This window comes from Glutamicibacter uratoxydans (assembly GCF_006539925.1).
In the GTDB taxonomy this organism is placed as follows: Bacteria; Actinomycetota; Actinomycetes; order Actinomycetales; family Micrococcaceae; genus Glutamicibacter; species Glutamicibacter uratoxydans.
The window spans coordinates 15,884-34,287 of sequence record NZ_BJNY01000015.1 but is presented as its reverse complement, the minus strand read 5'-3'; the positions used below and the strand labels follow the sequence as shown (position 1 = coordinate 34,287).

Sequence of the window (18,404 nt, the reverse complement as noted above, 5' to 3'; positions counted from 1 at the left end):
GAAAGACAGACGGGGGCATGGGTGGTGACCAAAGAGCGTAGGCAGCCAGGACGAACCGGGGCAGCACGCCAGAATCCAGCCAGCCCCCGCCCCGATGCCACCGAGTCTAAGGCCCAGAAATTTCTGGACCAGGTAGGCAGGCGTGGGGAGCGCCTGGCGGTGACCGACTACTGGCTGGTGCTGCTGGCATCCATCGTGCTGGCAGTGTTCGGTGTGATCATGGTCCAGTCTTCGGCCTCCGTCGAGGCCATTGCCGCAGGACGCAACGGCTTCACCGTGGCCCTGTCCCAGGCGGTGTTCGCCCTGGTGGGCATCGGCTGCATGCTTGCCATGCAGTTCATCAAGCCGGCAACGTTGAAAAAGCTTGCCTGGCCATCGGTCTTCGCGGCGGTTTTCTTGCTGTTCCTGGTGGCATTTACGCCTTTGGGTCACACCGTGCTTGGCAACCGCAACTGGATCAAGATCGGCAGCTTCGGCCTGCAGCCCAGCGAATTCGCCAAGCTGTCCCTGGCGGTCTTTTCAGCATTCATGCTTGAAAAGAAGCAGCATTTGATTTCCAACTTTAAGCATTTGGCGGTGCCTATAGTTGCGCCGGTCGGCATAGTCATTGTCGGCCTGGTGCTGGTCGGCAAGGATGTCGGTACGGTACTTGTTCTGTTGATGATTATCGCCACGGCGATGTTCATGGGCGGAATGAAAATGAAATGGCTACTCGGTCTGGGCGCTGTTGGCTTCGCTGGATTGGCAGTAGCTGTCGTCAGCTCTCAGAACCGCCGCTCACGCATAATGGCGTGGCTGGGCCAGTGCGATTCCTCGAATGAGTGCTACCAATCCAATATGGGCCTGCATGCCTTCGCCTCTGGCGGCTGGTTCGGCGTGGGCCCGGGGCAGTCCCGCATGAAGTGGTCCTATGTGCCCGAAGCGCAGAACGACTTCATCTTCTCCATCCTCGGTGAAGAGTTCGGCTTGATCGGCGTGCTGTTCGTCTTGGCGCTGTTCACTGTCCTCGCGCTTGCCATGTATCGGATCGCCGCGCGCGCGGCAGATTTATACACCAAGGTGCTCATGGGCTGCCTCATGGCGTGGATCATCGGCCAGACTTTCGTGAACCTAGGCACCGTGACCGGCGTGCTGCCGGTGATTGGCGTGCCGCTGCCGTTCATTTCCTCCGGCGGTTCGGCCATGCTCGCCGTCATGCTCGCCATGGGCTTTGTGCTCTCCAGCGCCAGGGAGCAGAAGCTGGCGCAGCTTACGGCTGAAGCCCCGGCTCCACGCCAGCAGCCGGACGCCCACGAATAAGCTTTTGCAGCTATTTCGCACACACTACTTTTAAGATTTCACGCCAGCTACTGGCAGCGTACCCAAGGAGCAGATCACCACCATGAGCGATACGATTTCTCTGGTCGTCGCAGGCGGAGGCACCGCCGGACATATTTCGCCCATGCTCGCCATCGCGGATGCCGTCAAGGATGAGATTCCGGGCGCGGAGATCACCGCCATCGGATCTCCCGGCGGACTTGAAACCAAGCTGGTGCCGGAGGCCGGATACCGGCTGGAACTGATCCCTAAAGCCCCGATGCCGCGCAGCATCAACCTGGACCTGTTCAAGTTCCCGCTGCGTTTCATCAAGGCTGTCAACGGAGCCAAGCGCGTGTTGAAGGAAAGCAACGCCCAGGCACTGCTGGGAGTCGGCGGATACGTCTGCACCCCTGCCTATATCGCCGCCAAGAAGCTCGGCGTGCCGATCTTTGTCCATGAAGCCAACTCCAAGGCGGGCATGGCCAATAAGGTCGGCGCCAAAACCGCGGTGGCGGTGGGCACCACCTTCGCCAATACGGGGCTTCCCGGCGAGGAGCAGGTGGGCATGCCGATGCGCTCCAACGTGGCCCAGATGGACCGGGCCGCCCTGCGCGAAGAAGCCCGTGCCTTCTTCGGCGTCAGCGACCAGAACCCGCTGTTGCTGGTTACCGGCGGCTCCTCGGGCGCACAGAGCATTAACACCGCGGTGGCCCAAAGTCTTGGCCTGCTGGCCGATGCCGGGGTCAACGTCGTGCACATCACCGGCCGCGGCAAGCAGATCATGGATGCCAGCGGACAGCTGTTGGCCCACGAACGCTACCATCAGGTCGAGTACGTCGACCGCATGGAGTACGCCTACGCCGCCGCAGACCTGATGATCTGCCGCTCGGGAGCCGGCACCGTCTGCGAGCTGGAAGTCGCAGGCACCCCGTCGGTGCTGGTGCCCTTGCCGATCGGCAACGGCGAGCAGAAGCTCAATGCCCGCGAACTGGTGGCCGCCGGGGGAGCAGTGCTGGTGGACGACAAGGCCTTCACCAAGGACTACATCGCCGGGCATGTCGCACCGCTGCTGGCAGATCAGCATAAACTTGAAGAGATGTCACGGGCCGCGGCCGCCCTAGGCCGGCGCGACGCAGCGCAGAACATGGCGCGCAAGATCATCGCTGAAATTTCATCCCGCAGCACCTCGGGACAGGAAGGCTGAATAATGTCGAATCGAGCCCAAGAGCTCAACGCTGAGCTAGGCAAAGTACACCTCATGGGTGTTGGCGGCGTAGGCGTATCGGCCGTTGCCCGGCTGATGCTCGACTATGGGCTGCGCGTCTCCGGGTCGGATGCCAAGGACCTTCCAGTGCTCGATGACCTGCGCGCCCGCGGCGCGCGCATCAGCGTCGGCTACGACCCTGCCAATCTGGGCGATGCAGATACCGTGGTGGTTTCATCCATCATCAAGCCGGGTAATGCCGAATATGACGAGGCAGTGGCCCGAGGCCTGAAGATCCTGCACCGTTCTCAGGGCTTGGAAGCAACCATGCGCGGCCATGAAATGATCGTTGCGGTGGCAGGAACCCACGGCAAGACCACCACTACATCGCTGACCGCCCACATGCTCAAGACCATCGGCGCCGCACCGAGCTTTGCCGTCGGCGCGAATATCGCCAGCCTAGGCACCAACGCCGAGCTGGGCACCGGCGAATACTTCGTGGCAGAAGCCGACGAGTCCGACGCTTCCTTCCTAAACTACCGCCCCGATGTCATCATCGTGACCAATGTGGAAGCCGACCACCTTGACCACTACGGCACCGCCGAGGCAGTGCATCAGGCGTTTGTCGACTTCGCCAGCCTGCTGCCCGAGGACGGCCTCTTGATCTGCTGCGCCGATGACCCGGGGGCCAACGAGCTGGCCCGCACGATGCGCCTGAAGCGCCCCGACCTGCGGGTGCAGACCTACGGCTTTGCAGAGCATGCAGACCGCCGCCTTTCCGACGCGCATGTGCGCGACGGCGGCAGATTCGCCGCAACCATCGAATGGGGCAGCGGCCAGGAACACGTCTTGAACCTTGCGGTGCCTGGGGCGCACAACCTGCTCAACGCCGCCGCCGCGCTGTCGGTCGGCATCAATGCGGGAATGGACGTCGACGAAGCGCTGGAAGCCCTTGGCAGCTTCAGCGGCGCCGCGCGGCGGTTCGAATTCAAGGGAGAAGCTTCAGGCGTGCGGGTCTACGACGATTACGCACACCATCCCACCGAGGTTTCCGCGGCGCTGAAGGCAGGACGTGCCGTGGCAGGCAACGGAAAGCTCCACGTTCTCTTCCAGCCGCACTTGTTCTCCCGTACCCGCGAGTTCTACCGCCAGTTTGCCCAGGAGCTTTCCTTGGCAGACAGCGTGACCCTCTTGGAAATTTACCCGGCACGCGAAGCTCCGATTCCCGGTGTCACCAGCGAGCTGATTGCCCAGCGCGTAGAAGTCCCGGCCCATGTCTTCGCCCCGGAGCAGGCAGTGGCGCATGTTGCGGGGCAGGCGGAAGCAGGCGACATCGTCATGACCGTCGGCGCCGGCGATGTCACCTACCTGGGCCCGCAGATCTTGGATGCGCTTGCCTAAGTCCTAGTCCCTCTGAGCCAGTAAAAGGAACCAATGGACCATCACGCCAAGGTTGTTGAACTACCTCAAAGCCCCGAGAAAAGGCGGCGCAAGATCCTGCTGATCACCGCAGGGATCATCGTCGTGCTGAGCCTTATCACCGTATTGGTGCTCAGCTTCTCGCCTCTTTTGGCCGCCAAAAACATTAAGGTCACCGGCACGAAGCTGATCAATGAACAACAGGTGCTCAAGGCCCTGGCGCCCTTGGAGGGGACGCCGCTGCCGAGAATTTCCGAGGCCAGGGTGACCGAGCTGCTGGGTGAGCAACCAGCTTTGGAGGGCGTCGTGGTCCGTGCGCAGATGCCTGACACGCTCGTCGTGGAAATCCTCGAATCGACTCCGGTGGCAATCCTGGTCGACGGAAAGACCAACTACCTGGTCTCCGACACGGGCACGAAACTGAAGAAGCTTGGCAGCAAGGACAAAACCAAGTTGCCGAAGATCAAAGCTTCCGACGCGACGAAAGACCCGGAGAAATTCAAGGAACTGGCCAGCGTCCTCTCGGGCGTTGACGAGAAGATCCTTGGGCAGGTCTCCACAGCGAGCCTGACCGATGCCGGCTTCGTCGAATTGGCTCTTCCCAATAAACATGTATTGATTTGGGGGAATGGAAATAATGCGGCGCTGAAGAACGAGGTGGCCAAGATCTTCCTCAAGGAATTGAAGGAAAAGACTTTGACGAAGAAGACCATCGACGTGTCAAACCCGGAGAATCCGGTGACGTATTAAGTCGGAGCACTCGGGCGCGGGATGAACATTCTTGCGAAAAATTCTGGAAAGATAGTCTTGAATAGACGACACGCCTAGAAGCGGTCGTTGCACTAAGACGACATGACTCATAGCGTTCTAACTAGCGATAGCTTGACAGGAACCTAACCTTAAGGCTAAAGGTGAAGGTTTCGCGCCTGAGTCGTGAAATATGTAGCACATCTAACAAGGGAAGCGGGACGTGGCAGCTCCACAGAACTACCTCGCGGTCATTAAAGTCGTCGGAATCGGCGGTGGCGGTGTAAACGCAGTCAATCGTATGATCGAAGTCGGTTTGAAGGGCGTTGAATTCATCGCCATCAACACCGACGCTCAGGCACTGCTCATGAGCGACGCCGACGTCAAGTTGGATGTAGGGCGCGAGCTGACTCGCGGCCTCGGCGCCGGCGCCAACCCAGAGGTTGGCCGTCAGGCAGCCGAAGATCATGTAGAGGAAATCGAAGACGTACTGCGCGGAGCAGACATGGTCTTCGTTACCGCGGGCGAAGGCGGCGGCACCGGCACCGGCGGCGCACCAGTCGTAGCGCGCATCGCACGCTCCCTGGGCGCATTGACCATTGGTGTGGTCACCCGTCCGTTCACCTTCGAAGGCCGCCGCCGCGCCAACTCGGCCGAGTCCGGCATCGAGGCGCTGCGCGACGAAGTCGACACCCTGATCGTGATTCCTAACGACCGACTGCTGTCCATCTCGGACCGCAACGTCTCCGTTCTGGATGCATTCCGCCAGGCCGACCAGGTGCTGCTCTCCGGTGTCCAGGGCATCACCGACCTGATCACCACCTCGGGCCTGATCAACCTCGACTTCGCCGACGTCAAGTCCGTGATGCAGGGTGCAGGTTCGGCGCTGATGGGCATCGGTTCGGCCCGCGGCGAAGACCGCGCAGTGAAGGCGGCCGAGCTGGCTATTGCCTCCCCACTGCTCGAAGCTTCCATCGACGGCGCCCACGGCGTGCTGCTCTCGATTCAGGGTGGTTCGGATCTGGGCCTCTTCGAAATCAACGAGGCTGCCCGCCTGGTCCAGGAAGTTGCCCACCCAGAAGCAAACATCATCTTCGGCGCCGTGATCGACGACGCCCTGGGTGATGAGGCACGCGTCACCGTGATTGCCGCCGGCTTCGATGAGCCTGATGTCACCAGCAAGCCAATGGCGCCTGCCGCTGCAGCTAAGCCCGCTGTTGCGTCCCGCCCGGTAGAGCCTGTTGCTGCACCAGTGGAGCCGGCCGCTCCGGCACCGGCGCCTGTAGCCGAGGAGAAGCCTGCCGCTGCCGAGCGCAGCTCCTTCCAGGATCTGCCAGACGTCGTCGATTCAGACCTGAATGGTTCCAACGACGACTTGGATGTTCCGGACTTCTTGAAGTAAACACGGCAAGAAGACCAGAAGTGCTACATTTCGCATCGAACCTCGATCCGAGAATCCAGCTAGCTTTCACCACGCAGTCCGAGGGAAACCTCGCCCTGCACGTGAACGATGACCCCGATACTGTCGGGGAGAATCGAGCTAGATTGGAGGACAGGATCGGGGTTCGACGTTTCTCTTTGCAATTCATGAACCAAGTTCATTCGAACATCCTGCACGACGCCGAACTTGTAGAGCGCAGCCAATGGAACGAACCTCCGGCGCCAACCTGCGACGCATTAATTGACGCCAGCGGCGAGGTGCCCCTTGCCGTGATGGTGGCAGACTGTCTGCCGGTATTGTTTGTAGGTACCGGTGGGCCGTCCGGCCCTACGGTGACGGCCGCAGTCCATGCGGGTCGCCGCGGCTTGCTTGACGGGATCCTGGCACGAACGGTGGTCCGACTTCATGAATTGGGTGCCTCCCAGATCGAAGCCGTCATCGGCCCGGCAATTTGCGGCCGCTGCTATGAGGTGCCCGTACAGATGGCCGAAGAATCTGAATCATTGCGTCCCGGAATCCGGACAACGACCAGCTGGGGGACTGATTCCCTGGATCTGCCGGCTTCGGCGCAGCAGGAATTGGAAAACCTCGGGGTTCAGGTGCTGCAAAGCGGCGCGTGCACACTAGAGGATGAGCGATTTTTCTCATATCGCAGATCCGAAAAATCAGGCAGGCTCGCAGGACTGATATGGCGTGATATCAATGCGGATGCGACACGCCGGACAGAAAAAGCCGAATGAACATTGCTACTGGAATTCGTTACGATAGCGTCGAAGTAGCGGAATCATGCATGGGGCGCATGCACGGGACAAACGAGGAGAAGTATCGTGGCTGACGGACTGCGTAAGGCAATGGTCTATCTTGGCTTGGCGGATGCCGTCGAGCAGGATGAAGCACCCGTTGAAAAGCCAGAACCGCGGCCTCAGGTTCGCGTTGTAGAAGACCCTGCGCCGAGTCGGCCAGTGGAGACACCTCGTGTCCAGCCGGCGGTTCGACCTGCAGCTCCGCAACAAACCACTCCAGAACCGGATGCCGAATATCGTGCACCGGTGACCCCCATCAAGCGTGCCCCTTCAGTGAGGGATGAGGACTCCGAATTGCGTCAGATTACTACCGTGCACCCTCGTTCTTACAACGATGCAAAAATCATCGGTGAGAACTTCCGTGACGGCATTCCGGTGATTATGAACGTCACCGATATGGGTGAAACCGACGCCAAGCGTTTGGTCGACTTCTCTGCTGGCTTGGTCTTCGCGCTGCATGGCTCGATCGAGCGAGTAACGAACAAGGTCTTCCTTCTTTCGCCTTCCACCGTCGAAGTGCTTGGTGAAGACCGCAAGCAGTCTGAAGCCCAGGCTACTTTCTTCAACCAGAGCTAAGACGCCAGGAGCGAGCGCACAAACATGGTGTTCGGGATCATCTATCTCGCTTTAGCAGTACTTCAAATTCTCCTTTTGATGAGAATTGTGTTGGACATTACGGAAAACTTTGCTCGGCATTGGCGTCCTCAAGGTATTGCCTTGATTGTCGCCTCGGTGATCGTCTCGATCACCGATCCGCCGCTGCGCTGGCTTCGCCGTCGCATCAAGCCCTTGGATATCGGTGGAATCCGGCTTGACCTGTCCTTTTTGATTTTCTTTATTGTCGTGATCATCGCAAAACTGATCGTCGCCAATATTGGAGCAAGTACAGGCATCTGAGTAGGAAATTCTCTTTGACCAGAGGGATTGTCCGCAGGTGTTTGGCAAGGTAGATTCAAAGAAATGAGACTCGGGGGAGCGACTTGGTTTCGTAATTAGTGACCAAATCGTTATACCCTTGAGGAAATAGTGCTCCGACTTCACCGGTCGCGACACTGAAGAACGGTAAGTGTTTCGTATGGCAAACCACAGGCCCTGCGAAAATGACCCAGTATTGAGGTGACCAAATGGCTTTGACGCCAGAAGACGTTGTCAATAAGCGCTTTCAGCCGACTAAGTTCCGTGAAGGCTACGACCAGGACGAGGTAGATGATTTCCTCGACGAGATCGTGGTGGAGCTCCGTCGCCTAACCGGTGAAAACGAGACCCTGCGCCGCCGCCTAGCTGAACTCGGTGAGGATGCTAACGCAGTTGCCAAGGAACAGGCAGTACCTGCACCAGTTTCTGCAGCTCCGGCAGCCAAGCCAGCTGAAGAGAAGAAGCCTGAAGCTAAGCCTGCTGAGGAAGTCAAGGCTGCTCCAGCTGCTAAGCCAGTCGAGGAGAAGAAGGCCGCGGCTCCTGCTCCAGCTGCTAAGCCAGTTGAAGAGAAGAAGGCTGCAGCTCCGGCCCCAGCTGCTCCAGCCGCTGCTGCTGCGCCTGCCCCTTCGGCAGAGTCCGCCGCCAACGTGTTGGCAATGGCACAGCGCCTGCACGACGAATACGTTGCATCCGGTGTTGAACAGCGTGACAAGATCATCTCCGAAGCAAAGACCGAGGCAGATACCCTGGTCAATACCGCTGAAGAGAAGAGCCGCAAGACCCTGTCTGCACTTGAGCAGCAGAAGTCCGTCCTTGAGCGCAAGCTCGAGCAGCTGCGCGGCTTCGAGCGCGACTACCGTGCCCGCCTGAAGACCTACATCGAAGGCCAGCTGCGCGACCTCGAGTCCCAGGGCTCGATCGACGGCTCGGCAGGCAAGGCCAACTAGTTGCCGTTCGTTCAGTAACTGAACACGTCATAAAGTAAGATCAACGGTGGTGCTCGGATATTCTCCGGCACCACTGTTGACGTTTAAAAAGGATTTTGATGGGAAACAGCGTGGGCGAATCACCACTTGACAGTGCAGCCTCCAGTAGAAGAAGCTATCTGCTCTTGGGCCTCGTGATCGCTGCGATCGCGTTGATCCTCGACCAGGGTGTCAAAACATTTGTTTCCGCCAACATGGAGCTTGGCGATTTGATCGAGGTTATTCCGGGCTTCTTCTCCATCCACTACATCCTGAACCCGGGCGCGGCGTTCTCCATGGGGGAGAACCTGACGATCTTGTTCGCGATCTTGCAGGCGGCCGTGGCCGTTTACGTCACCTACCTGCTGATCCGCAAGGTCAAGATCCTCAGCTGGGCCATCGCCTTGGGCGCATTGCTGGGCGGTGTGCTGGGCAACCTGGGAGACCGCATCTTCCGTGAACCGTACTTCGGCTTCGGACACGTCGTGGACATGTTTTCGGTCAATCACTTCGCCATTTTCAACGTCGCCGACTCCTTCATCGTCTGCTCGATGATCGCCGTGGCCTACCTGCTGATCCGAGGCGTCAACTTTGACGGAAGCATTGGCGATCAGCCCAAGGCCACGGGCAAGAACGACGACGCACCAACGGACCCTGAAGCATGAGCGGTGCCATTGAAGCTTCCCACCACGAACTGGTTGTCGAGCCAGCCGACAGTGGAGCCCGGTTGGATGCGTATTTGGCCCGCACCTTGCAGATTCCCCGCACCCTCGCCTCGACATTGTGCAAGGAATCCCATGTGCAGGTCAACGGGAAAGCAATTGCGAAATCATTGAAACTGAAATCCGGCGACAAGCTGTCGGTTGACATCCCGGCGCAGGCTGACCCGCTGGAGATTAGGGTGGTAGCCGTGGAAGACCTGAAGATTATTGCCGACGACGAGGACTACGTCGTCATCGACAAGCCGGTAGGCGTAGCAGCCCACCCGTCCCCGGGTTGGGTTGGGCCAACAGTAGTCGGCGCATTGATCGCCGAAGGCTATAACATTTCGACTTCCGGGGCCGCCGAGCGCCAGGGTATTGTGCACCGCTTGGACGTTGGAACCAGCGGGCTGATGGTGGTGGCGAAAACTGAGCGCGCCTACACGGCGCTGAAGCGTGCCTTCAAGGAGCGTACCCCGAAGAAGATCTACCATGCAGTGGTCCAGGGGCTGCCGGATCCGCTGCAGGGCACTATTGATGCGCCGATTGGCCGCCACCCGGGGCATGACTGGAAATTCGCTGTCCTGGACGGCGGGAGGAACTCAGTCACTCACTACAAGGTCATCGAGGCCTTCGGAAGGGCAAGCCTGGTGGAAGTGCATCTTGAAACCGGACGCACCCATCAGATCCGCGTCCATTTCTCTGCCTTCGGCCACCCCTGCGCCGGAGACCAGACCTATGGCGCAGACCCCAAGCTTTCGGCGGCGCTCGGCCTGACCCGCCAGTGGTTGCATGCCAAGCGCCTGGGCTTCGAACACCCGGTGACAGGCCAGTGGGTCGAATACGAAAGCCAATACCCGGATGATCTTCACGGAGCACTTGAACTGCTGCGCGAAGGAACCTACTAACCTCTAGCATAGGGCCGCCGCTGCCAGCCGCAGCAGGTGGTCCTTTGCTGTTGGGCACACTTGGGACAAGAGCCACTGAATACCCAGAATGTGTCGTTAGACTAGATGGGTGAGTGCGACACGTGACGGATTTGTTCATCTTCATACCCATACCGAATACTCTATGCTTGATGGAGCTGCGCGACTAGGCGAACTGTTCGCCGAGGCCAACCGCCAAGGTATGGAAGCCATGGCCATCACCGACCATGGATATCTTTTCGGAGCTTTCGACTTCTGGCGCCAGGCTACCGGTGCCGGGGTCAAGCCGATCATCGGTGTTGAAGCCTATGTTGCTCCTGGCACGCACCGCACCGATAAGACTCGCGTGAAGTGGCGCACCGAAGAACGCCAGAAGAGCGACGACGTCTCCGGCGGCGGCCTCTACAACCACATGACTCTGCTGTCCTACAACAACAAGGGCATGGACAACCTCTTCAAAGGCTCCTCGCGCGCCTCTCTGGACTCTGTCTTCGGCAAATATCCGCGCTGGGACCGAGAGCTGCTCAACGACCACCACGAAGGCATCATCGCCACCACCGGCTGCCCCTCCGGAGAAATCCAGACCAAGCTCCGCCTGGGCCAATATGATGCCGCTAAGGCCGCGGCCGCAGAATTCCAGGATCTGTTCGGCAAGGAGAACTACTTCTGTGAGCTGATGGACCACGGCCTGGAAATCGAACGCCGAATCACCAAGGATCTACTACGCATCGCCAAGGAACTGCAGATTCCACTGGTCGCAACCAACGACCTTCACTACACGCATGAGGCCGACGCCAAGGCGCACGAAGCGCTGCTGGCGATCAACTCCGGCTCGACCCTGGACGAACCGACCTACGATCAGGGCGGCAGCCGCTTCGCCTTCAGCGGCTCGGGCTACTACCTCAAGAGCGCGCGCGAAATGCGTGAGCTGTTCAAGGAATTCCCCGAAGCCTGCGACAACACGCTGAACATTGCGGACCGCGTGGAGCTGACCTTTGACACCAACGCCAACTACATGCCGAAATTCCCCTGCCCGCCGGGGGAAGACGAAACCAGCTGGCTGATCAAGGAAGTGGACAAGGGGCTGGCGTACCGGTACCCGGGCGGCGTCCCAGAGGATGTGCGCAAGCAGGCCGACTACGAACTGGGAATCATTATCAAGATGGGCTTCCCCGGCTACTTCCTCGTGGTGGCCGACTTCATCAACTGGTCCAAGGACCACGGCATCCGCGTGGGACCCGGACGCGGATCCGGTGCAGGCTCCATGGTTGCCTACGCCATGCGCATCACCGACCTCGACCCGCTGCAGCACGGCTTGATCTTCGAACGCTTCCTGAACCCGGAACGCGTTTCCATGCCCGACTTCGACGTCGACTTCGATGATCGCCGCCGTTCTGAAGTGATCCACTATGTGACCGAGAAGTATGGCGACGAACGCGTATCAATGATCGTGACCTACGGTTCGATCAAAACCAAGCAGGCACTGAAGGACTCTTCGCGTGTGCTCGGCTACCCCTTCAGCATGGGCGAAACCCTCACCAAGGCGCTACCTCCTGCGGTCATGGCCAAGGACATCCCGCTCAACGACATCGAGAACCCGAACTCCAAGCGCTACTCGGAGGCCGGGGACTTCCGCAACCTGGTCGCCACCGACCCGGAAGCCAAGCGCGTCTTTGAAACGGCCAAGGGCCTGGAAGGGCTCAAGCGCCAGTGGGGTGTGCACGCCGCAGGCGTGATCATGAGCTCCGATCCGATCATCGACGTGGTGCCGATTATGCGCCGCATCCAGGATGGACAGGTCATCACCCAGTTCGACTACCCGACCTGTGAAGGCCTGGGGCTGATCAAGATGGACTTCCTGGGTCTGCGAAACCTCACTATCATCTCCGACGCGCTGGCAAACGTGAAGGCCAACAAGAACGTCGAGATCGACCTGGAAACCCTTGCGCTGGACGACGCGGCAACCTACCAGCTGCTGGCCCGCGGCGATACCTTGGGCGTGTTCCAGCTTGACGGCGGCCCGATGCGATCGCTGCTGAAGATGATGCGCCCGGATAACTTTGAAGACATCTCCGCTGTGCTGGCGCTCTACCGCCCGGGCCCCATGGGCGCCAATGCGCACACCAACTACGCGCTGCGCAAGAACAAGCTGCAAGACGTGGTGCCGATCCACCCTGAGCTGGCGGAGCCTTTGGAAGAAATCCTCGGAGGCACCTTCGGCCTGATCGTGTATCAGGAGCAGGTGATGGCCATTGCGCAGAAGCTTGCAGGCTACTCTCTGGGCCAGGCAGATATTCTGCGCCGCGCCATGGGTAAAAAGAAGAAGGCGGAACTGGATAAGCAGTTCGCCGGCTTCAAGCAGGGCATGAACGACAACGGGTACTCGGACGAGGCAGTCCAGACCCTGTGGGACATCCTGCTGCCGTTTTCCGACTACGCGTTCAACAAAGCCCACTCGGCGGCCTATGGCGTGGTCTCCTATTGGACCGCCTACCTCAAGGAGCACTACACAGCTGAATACATGGCGGCGCTGCTCACCTCGGTGGGCGACGACAAGGACAAGCTGGCCCTGTACCTGAACGAATGCCGCCACCTGGGCATCACGGTGCTGCCGCCGGACGTGAATGAATCCGCGCTGACCTTCACCCCTGTCGGCGAGGACATCCGCTTCGGCATGGGAGCGATCCGCAACGTCGGCTCCAACGTGGTTGACGGCATGGTCCAGGCACGCACCGAAAAAGGCGCGTATGCAGACTTCAGCGACTTCCTGAACAAGGTCCCCGCAGTGGTCTGCAACAAGCGAACCATTGAATCGCTGATCAAGGCCGGCGCCTTCGACTCCATGGGCCATCCGCGCCGCGCCCTGGTGGCAATCCATGAAGAAGCGGTGGATTCGGTCATCCAGCTCAAGCGCAACGAGGCGGCCAACCAGTTCGACCTGTTCAGCGCGTTGGACTCATCGGAAGCTTCCGATGCCATGGCCGTGGCGATTCCCGACCTTCCGGACTGGGAGAAGAAGGAAAAGCTGGCCTACGAGCGGGACATGCTCGGCCTGTACGTCTCGGACCACCCGCTGCAGGGACTGGGCTCAGCCCTGGAGCAGTACGCCGACATGTCGGTCACCCATGTTTTGTCGGATGACGGGCCGCAAGATGGACACATCATTTCGATTGCCGGCATGATTTCAGGCCTGCAGCGACGCATCGCCAAGAAGAGCGGCAACCCCTATGCACGCTGCGAGGTCGAAGACCTCTCCGGCTCCATGGAAGTCATGTTCTTCGGCCAGGCCTACCAGCCGATTGCCGAGATCTTGGCAGATGACCTGATCGTGGTGATCAAGGGCCGAGTCCAGCGGCGCGACGACGGCTCGATTACCCTCAACGCCCAAGAAATGATGATTCCCGAGCTCTCCGAGGACGCCAACGGTGGACCGGTAGTCATCGGCATCCCGACGCACAAGGCCACCGAGTCGCTGGTGCAGCAGCTGGGCGACGTCCTGCGCACGCACCGCGGCAACACCGAGGTCCGCGTCAAGCTCTCCGGCAGCCGGGGCACCTCGCTGATGCGCCTGGGAATGAACTTCCGGGTGAACCCCAACCCTGCACTCTTCGGCGACCTGAAGGTGCTGCTGGGCCCGCACTGCCTGGACGTATAGCCGCGGCGCCCCGGAGAAAGTTAGATGACCGGCGGAGGTAATCAATAGATACCTCTGCCGGTCTTCGGCGTTAAACTAAGGATCGTGAACTCCAACCCAGAAACCACCTTTTCCGAACTGGCAACCCTTGACTGGCGCGAGCAGGACTTCTCCTACGCTCAGCTCAAGGCCCATCTGCCGCGGCCGGCAGTCAATTCCCAGACTGCCGCTGAAGCAGTGGGACAGATTATCGACGACGTGCGTGCCCATGGCATGCAGGCGCTGAAGGATCTGGCGCTGCGCTTCGATCATGTGGAACTGGAGCATACCCGCGTCGCCCAGGCCGAACTTGACCGGGCCCTAGAAGAACTCGACCCGCAGGTCCGCGCCGCTTTGGAAGAATCCATCGCCCGCGCCCGTGAATTCGCCGCCGCGCAGGTTCCCTCCGACGCGGTGGTCGGCTACAGCAACGGCGGCAGCGTGACCCAGCGCTGGGTTCCGGTGCGCCGAGTGGGACTGTATGCGCCCGGCGGCCTGGCAGTCTACCCTTCCTCGGTGATCATGAATGCGGTGCCGGCCCAGGCGGCGGGCGTTGCGTCGCTGGCACTGGCCAGCCCGCCGCAGAAGGAATTCGGCGGACTGCCGCACCCTACCATTCTTGCCGCGGCCAAGCTTCTGGGCATCACCGAAGTCCACGCCATGGGCGGCGCCCAGGCCGTGGCGGCCTTCGCCTACGGCGTGGAGGCGCCAGGGGACCCGCGCGGCGGCATCGAGCCGGTGGACGTGGTTTCCGGCCCCGGCAATGTTTTCGTTGCCACCGCAAAACGACTGGTCAAGGGAGTTGTCGGTATCGACGCGGAGGCAGGCCCTACCGAGATCGCAATTCTGGCAGATTCCACCGCCAACCCCGGATTCGTGGCGGCGGACATGATCTCCCAAGCCGAACACGACGAGAATGCCGCGGCGGTTCTGGTCACGGATTCTTCCGAACTCGCCGCCCAGGTGCGTGCGGAACTGGAAGTCCAGGTGGCCGCCACCAAGCACAGTCAGCGCGTGCGCACGGCGCTGGGCGGCAGCCAGTCAGGCATCATCCTGGTCAGGGACGTGGCACAGGGCATCGATGTCTGCAACGCCTATGCCGCAGAGCACCTGGAAATCATGACTGCACAGTCCGCACAGGACGCCGCCCGCATCACCGCCGCCGGGGCGATCTTCGTCGGCGATTTTGCGCCGGTATCGCTGGGAGACTACTGCGCCGGCTCCAACCACGTGCTGCCCACCAGCGGCACCGCGCTGCACGCCTCGGGCTTGAACGTGAACACCTTCCTGAAGGCCATCCAGGTTATCAGCTACGACAAAGCGGCGCTGGGCGACGTGGCCGCGCATGTGATCAACCTTGCCAATGCGGAGGACCTTCCGGCCCATGGCGACGCGGTCGCGATCAGGAAAGCCATCTAGGCGCTAAACTAATACATGACATGTGAGGATTGTGCGGCTATGCTTGTCCGCAACTTCACGGTTTGCCATGAGTTGGAGGTGCCATGAACTGCCCATACTGCCGCAACGCTGATTCGCGCGTTGTTGATAGCCGTGTTGCCGACGACGGCGTCTCCATCCGGCGGCGGCGCCAGTGCACCTCGTGCACGCGGCGGTTCACCACGATTGAGACTGCAAGCCTGAGCGTCTTGAAGCAGTCCGGGGCAGTGGAGCCGTTCTCGCGCAACAAGGTCATCAACGGCGTGCGTAAAGCCTGCCAGGGCAGGCCGGTGACAGACCACGATCTGGCGATCTTGGCCCAGGAAGTTGAAGAGGCGGTGCGCACCTCCGGCGCCGCCGAAATTTCCGCCCACCAGGTGGGCTTGGCAATTTTGGAACCGCTCTCGCGCCTAGACGAGGTAGCCTACCTGCGCTTCGCCAGCGTCTACCACAACTTCCAGTCCCTGCAGGATTTTGAAACTGCCATGCAGAAGCTGCGCGAACAGCGCAGCAGCTCGCCCAAGGGCACCCAGCGCCCCCTGAGCGCAGAGTAGATCCACCACAGCGAAGGGCCCGACCAATCTGGTCGGGCCCTTCGCTGTTTGTTGCACGCTCCCCGCGGGCTATGGCAGGGTCAGGATTTCCGCGCCGTCATCGGTGACCAGCAGGGTGTGCTCGAACTGGGCGGTGCGCTTCTTGTCCTTGGTGGTCACGGTCCAGTCATCGGCCCACATGTCCCATTCGATCGTGCCCAGGGTCAGCATCGGCTCAATGGTGAACACCATGCCCGGCTCGATCAGGGTGTTGTAGGCAGGAGCCGCGTCATAGTGCGGAATAATCAGCCCAGAGTGGAAGGCTTCGCCCACGCCGTGTCCGGTGAAGTCCTTGACCACGCCATAGCCAAAGCGCTTGGCGTAGCTTTCGATGGTCCGCCCGATCACGTTGATCTCCCGGCCGGGCATCACCGCCTTGATGGCACGGGTCAGCGCCATCTGCGTGCGCTCGACCAGCAGGCGGGACTCTTCGTCGACGTCTCCCACCAGGAAGGTCGCATTGTTGTCTCCATGCACGCCGCCGATGTAGGCGGTGATGTCGATGTTGATGATGTCGCCGTCGGCCAGCACCGTGGAGTCGGGGATTCCATGGCAGATGACCTCGTTCAGCGAGGAGCACAGGGATTTGGGGAAGCCACGGTAGCCGAGGGTTGAAGGGTAGGCGTTGTGGTCCATCAAGAACTCGTGGCCGATGCGGTCCAGCTCATCGGTGGTGATGCCAGGCTGGCAGGCCTTGCCGACTACTTCCAGCGCCTGGGCTGCAATGCGCGAGGCGATGCGGATGCGTTCGATGACCTCTGGGCTCTTCACCTCGGAGGCAGTATTCTCTGCGGGTTCTTTTTTGCCCACATATTCAGGTCGTTCAATATGCTTCGGGACGGGAAGCTGGGGGGAGACGACGCCCGGGATCAAATTTCCAATAGGTGCAGTTGCAGCAGTTGCCATGGCCCCATTCTAGCGCCCGAGGGGCAGTCAAGAGCCCCGATGCGGCACTTCACCGGCCTGATTGAGAGCTAAATCTACTGCGGATAGGCTAGCGTGGAGATCAACAGAACCCACCTGGATCCAAGGAGAAACCATGAGCTCGGTTGGCACCCCCGGCGAAGGCCAGTATTGGTACAACGTGGCCACCAAGTCCATCGAACGCGGCCCGCAGTCCGACTGGTCGCAGCTGCTGGGCCCCTATGACAGCGAAGACGAAGCACGCAATGCCATGGCCAAAGTCCAGGCACGCAACGAGGCCTGGGACGAACAGGACGAAGAAGACGATTAAGCTCGAATGCCGCAGGCACCGGAAGGGAAACCAACCGGTGCCTGCGGCATCTGGTGCAGCCTCATCGCGCTGCGCGGCCTGCTACTTGTCGAACTCGTATTCTTCGCTCGGGAACTGCCCCGTGAGCACATCCTGGTGGTAGGCGCCCACGGCCGCCGTGACCACCGAGCGCAGGTCCGCATATTTCTTGACGAACTTCGGGGTGCGGTGTCCGCCGAGTCCCAGCATGTCCTGCCAGACCAGCACCTGTCCGGTGGTCGAGGCTCCGGCGCCGATGCCGATGGTCGGCACCCGCAGGGCTTCGTCGATCTGCGCAGCGACCGGGCTTGGAACCATTTCCATCAGGATGCAGAACGCGCCGGCGTCCTGGAAGGCCAGCGCATCGCGCTTCATGGTCTCGGCGGCGTCGCCGCGGCCCTGGATGCGGTACCCGCCCAGCGCATGTTCGGCCTGCGGGGTGAAGCCGATGTGGCCGATGACCGGCACGCCTGCCAGCACCATGGCGCGCACGTGCTCGGCAAAGGCGGCGGTGCCTTCCATCTTCACCGCGTGGGCGCCGCCTTCCTTCATCAGGCGCACGGCGGTTTCGACTGCCTGTGCTGGGGATTGCTCGTAGCTGCCGAAAGGCAGGTCGGCTACGACCATGGCGCGCTTGGCGCCGTTGGATACGGCCTTGATGAAGACGATCATTTCGTCCACGGTGATCGGCAGGGTCGAGCTGTAGCCGATGACGGTATTCGCCGCAGAGTCGCCGACCAGCAGGATCTCAATGCCGGCGGAATCGAAGATTTCGGCCATCATGACGTCATAAGCGGTTAACATGGCGAATTTTTCGCCGCGTTCTTTGGCTTGCTGTAGGTGGTGAACCCGAATGCGAGACGGGCCTTTCTCAGGGTTCGCTACATATGGTTGGGGCATGAAATGACTGTATCGCACTTGAGGCTGGCGGTGCTTGCACCTGCGGGGGTGCTAAAAGATATAGTCTTGCAACAGGTCATGATTACTACCGGCCCAGTAAGCGCCGGATTCGAGGATTTACAAGGCGGT

Annotated in this window: 17 protein-coding genes; 15 read left to right on the top strand and 2 right to left on the bottom strand. The window is 60.5% G+C overall.

All coding sequences use genetic code 11. From position 1 onward, the window contains the following. The first annotated feature begins 24 nt into the window (after nt 1–24). The 14 genes from ftsW to nrdR all read left to right on the top strand — a co-directional run bounded on the left by ftsW (nt 25) and on the right by nrdR (nt 16,084). A complete protein-coding gene (gene ftsW, locus AUR04nite_RS13015; protein ID WP_246055524.1) occupies nt 25–1,299 on the top strand; it encodes a putative lipid II flippase FtsW in 1,275 nt (424 codons plus the stop codon). Nucleotides 1,300–1,381: 82 nt separating this feature from the next. Beyond that, nucleotides 1,382–2,503 carry an undecaprenyldiphospho-muramoylpentapeptide beta-N-acetylglucosaminyltransferase gene (gene murG / locus AUR04nite_RS13010; protein WP_141365732.1) on the top strand — a complete coding sequence of 374 codons (1,122 nt, stop codon included), beginning with the start codon at nt 1,382–1,384 and terminating at the stop codon, nt 2,501–2,503. A gap of 3 nt (nt 2,504–2,506) precedes the next feature. Next, nucleotides 2,507–3,904: a UDP-N-acetylmuramate--L-alanine ligase gene (murC, locus tag AUR04nite_RS13005; RefSeq protein ID WP_141365729.1), complete on the top strand. Its 1,398-nt coding sequence runs from the start codon at nt 2,507–2,509 to the stop codon at nt 3,902–3,904. Between the two features lie 33 nt (nt 3,905–3,937). Beyond that, on the top strand, nt 3,938–4,672 hold the full coding sequence (locus AUR04nite_RS13000; RefSeq protein WP_141365726.1) for a cell division protein FtsQ/DivIB: 735 nt from the start codon (nt 3,938–3,940) through the stop codon (nt 4,670–4,672). Between the two features lie 220 nt (nt 4,673–4,892). Next, nucleotides 4,893–6,071, top strand: a complete 1,179-nt coding sequence (gene ftsZ / locus AUR04nite_RS12995) for a cell division protein FtsZ (protein ID WP_141365723.1) — start codon at nt 4,893–4,895, stop codon at nt 6,069–6,071. 20 nt (nt 6,072–6,091) lie between these two features. Further along, nucleotides 6,092–6,850 carry a polyphenol oxidase family protein gene (locus tag AUR04nite_RS12990; RefSeq protein ID WP_141365720.1) on the top strand — a complete coding sequence of 253 codons (759 nt, stop codon included), beginning with the start codon at nt 6,092–6,094 and terminating at the stop codon, nt 6,848–6,850. Between the two features lie 87 nt (nt 6,851–6,937). Continuing rightward, the gene (locus AUR04nite_RS12985) at nt 6,938–7,489 is read left to right on the top strand and encodes a cell division protein SepF (protein WP_141365718.1); all 552 of its coding nucleotides are present in this window, start codon (nt 6,938–6,940) and stop codon (nt 7,487–7,489) included. Nucleotides 7,490–7,513: 24 nt separating this feature from the next. Next, the gene (locus tag AUR04nite_RS12980) at nt 7,514–7,810 is read left to right on the top strand and encodes a YggT family protein (protein WP_141365716.1); all 297 of its coding nucleotides are present in this window, start codon (nt 7,514–7,516) and stop codon (nt 7,808–7,810) included. Nucleotides 7,811–8,037: 227 nt separating this feature from the next. Beyond that, entirely contained in the window at nt 8,038–8,775 is a 738-nt protein-coding gene (locus AUR04nite_RS12975) for a DivIVA domain-containing protein (protein WP_141365714.1), read from the top strand. Nucleotides 8,776–8,885: 110 nt separating this feature from the next. After that, nucleotides 8,886–9,458, top strand: a complete 573-nt coding sequence (gene lspA / locus AUR04nite_RS12970) for a signal peptidase II (RefSeq protein WP_246055523.1) — start codon at nt 8,886–8,888, stop codon at nt 9,456–9,458. Continuing rightward, nucleotides 9,455–10,402 carry an RluA family pseudouridine synthase gene (locus AUR04nite_RS12965; protein WP_141365711.1) on the top strand — a complete coding sequence of 316 codons (948 nt, stop codon included), beginning with the start codon at nt 9,455–9,457 and terminating at the stop codon, nt 10,400–10,402. The genes lspA and AUR04nite_RS12965 overlap by 4 nt, the downstream gene beginning before the upstream one ends. A 109-nt stretch (nt 10,403–10,511) precedes the next feature. Continuing rightward, nucleotides 10,512–14,075 (top strand): DNA polymerase III subunit alpha, encoded by a 3,564-nt coding sequence (gene dnaE, locus AUR04nite_RS12960; protein WP_141365709.1) that lies wholly within the window; start codon nt 10,512–10,514, stop codon nt 14,073–14,075. Nucleotides 14,076–14,156: 81 nt separating this feature from the next. Then, nucleotides 14,157–15,512: a histidinol dehydrogenase gene (gene hisD / locus AUR04nite_RS12955; protein ID WP_407646704.1), complete on the top strand. Its 1,356-nt coding sequence runs from the start codon at nt 14,157–14,159 to the stop codon at nt 15,510–15,512. Nucleotides 15,513–15,595: 83 nt separating this feature from the next. Beyond that, a complete protein-coding gene (gene nrdR, locus AUR04nite_RS12950; protein ID WP_141365705.1) occupies nt 15,596–16,084 on the top strand; it encodes a transcriptional regulator NrdR in 489 nt (162 codons plus the stop codon). Nucleotides 16,085–16,153: 69 nt separating this feature from the next. On the opposite strand, the gene map is transcribed toward nrdR, so the two are convergent. After that, nucleotides 16,154–17,029 carry a type I methionyl aminopeptidase gene (gene map, locus AUR04nite_RS12945; protein WP_141365702.1) on the bottom strand — a complete coding sequence of 292 codons (876 nt, stop codon included), beginning with the start codon at nt 17,027–17,029 and terminating at the stop codon, nt 16,154–16,156. 133 nt (nt 17,030–17,162) lie between these two features. On the opposite strand from map, the gene AUR04nite_RS12940 reads away from it, so the two are divergent. Then, complete coding sequence (locus tag AUR04nite_RS12940) at nt 17,163–17,357, top strand: SPOR domain-containing protein (protein ID WP_141365700.1); 195 nt, start codon at nt 17,163–17,165, stop codon at nt 17,355–17,357. A gap of 81 nt (nt 17,358–17,438) precedes the next feature. Here the strand turns inward: AUR04nite_RS12940 and panB are convergent, their stop codons facing one another. Beyond that, a complete protein-coding gene (gene panB, locus AUR04nite_RS12935) occupies nt 17,439–18,275 on the bottom strand; it encodes a 3-methyl-2-oxobutanoate hydroxymethyltransferase (protein ID WP_141365697.1) in 837 nt (278 codons plus the stop codon). Nucleotides 18,276–18,404 lie beyond the last annotated feature (129 nt).

Coding starts and splice junctions, on each gene's coding strand:
- AUR04nite_RS12975 (WP_141365714.1), top strand. CDS start 8,038: ATGGCTTTGACGCCAGAAGACGTTGTCAATAAGCGCTTTCAGCCGACT.
- nrdR (WP_141365705.1), top strand. CDS start 15,596: ATGAACTGCCCATACTGCCGCAACGCTGATTCGCGCGTTGTTGATAGC.
- AUR04nite_RS12965 (WP_141365711.1), top strand. CDS start 9,455: ATGAGCGGTGCCATTGAAGCTTCCCACCACGAACTGGTTGTCGAGCCA.
- AUR04nite_RS13000 (WP_141365726.1), top strand. CDS start 3,938: ATGGACCATCACGCCAAGGTTGTTGAACTACCTCAAAGCCCCGAGAAA.
- AUR04nite_RS12940 (WP_141365700.1), top strand. CDS start 17,163: ATGAGCTCGGTTGGCACCCCCGGCGAAGGCCAGTATTGGTACAACGTG.
- map (WP_141365702.1), bottom strand. CDS start 17,029: ATGGCAACTGCTGCAACTGCACCTATTGGAAATTTGATCCCGGGCGTC.
- panB (WP_141365697.1), bottom strand. CDS start 18,275: ATGCCCCAACCATATGTAGCGAACCCTGAGAAAGGCCCGTCTCGCATT.
- murG (WP_141365732.1), top strand. CDS start 1,382: ATGAGCGATACGATTTCTCTGGTCGTCGCAGGCGGAGGCACCGCCGGA.
- AUR04nite_RS12980 (WP_141365716.1), top strand. CDS start 7,514: ATGGTGTTCGGGATCATCTATCTCGCTTTAGCAGTACTTCAAATTCTC.
- murC (WP_141365729.1), top strand. CDS start 2,507: ATGTCGAATCGAGCCCAAGAGCTCAACGCTGAGCTAGGCAAAGTACAC.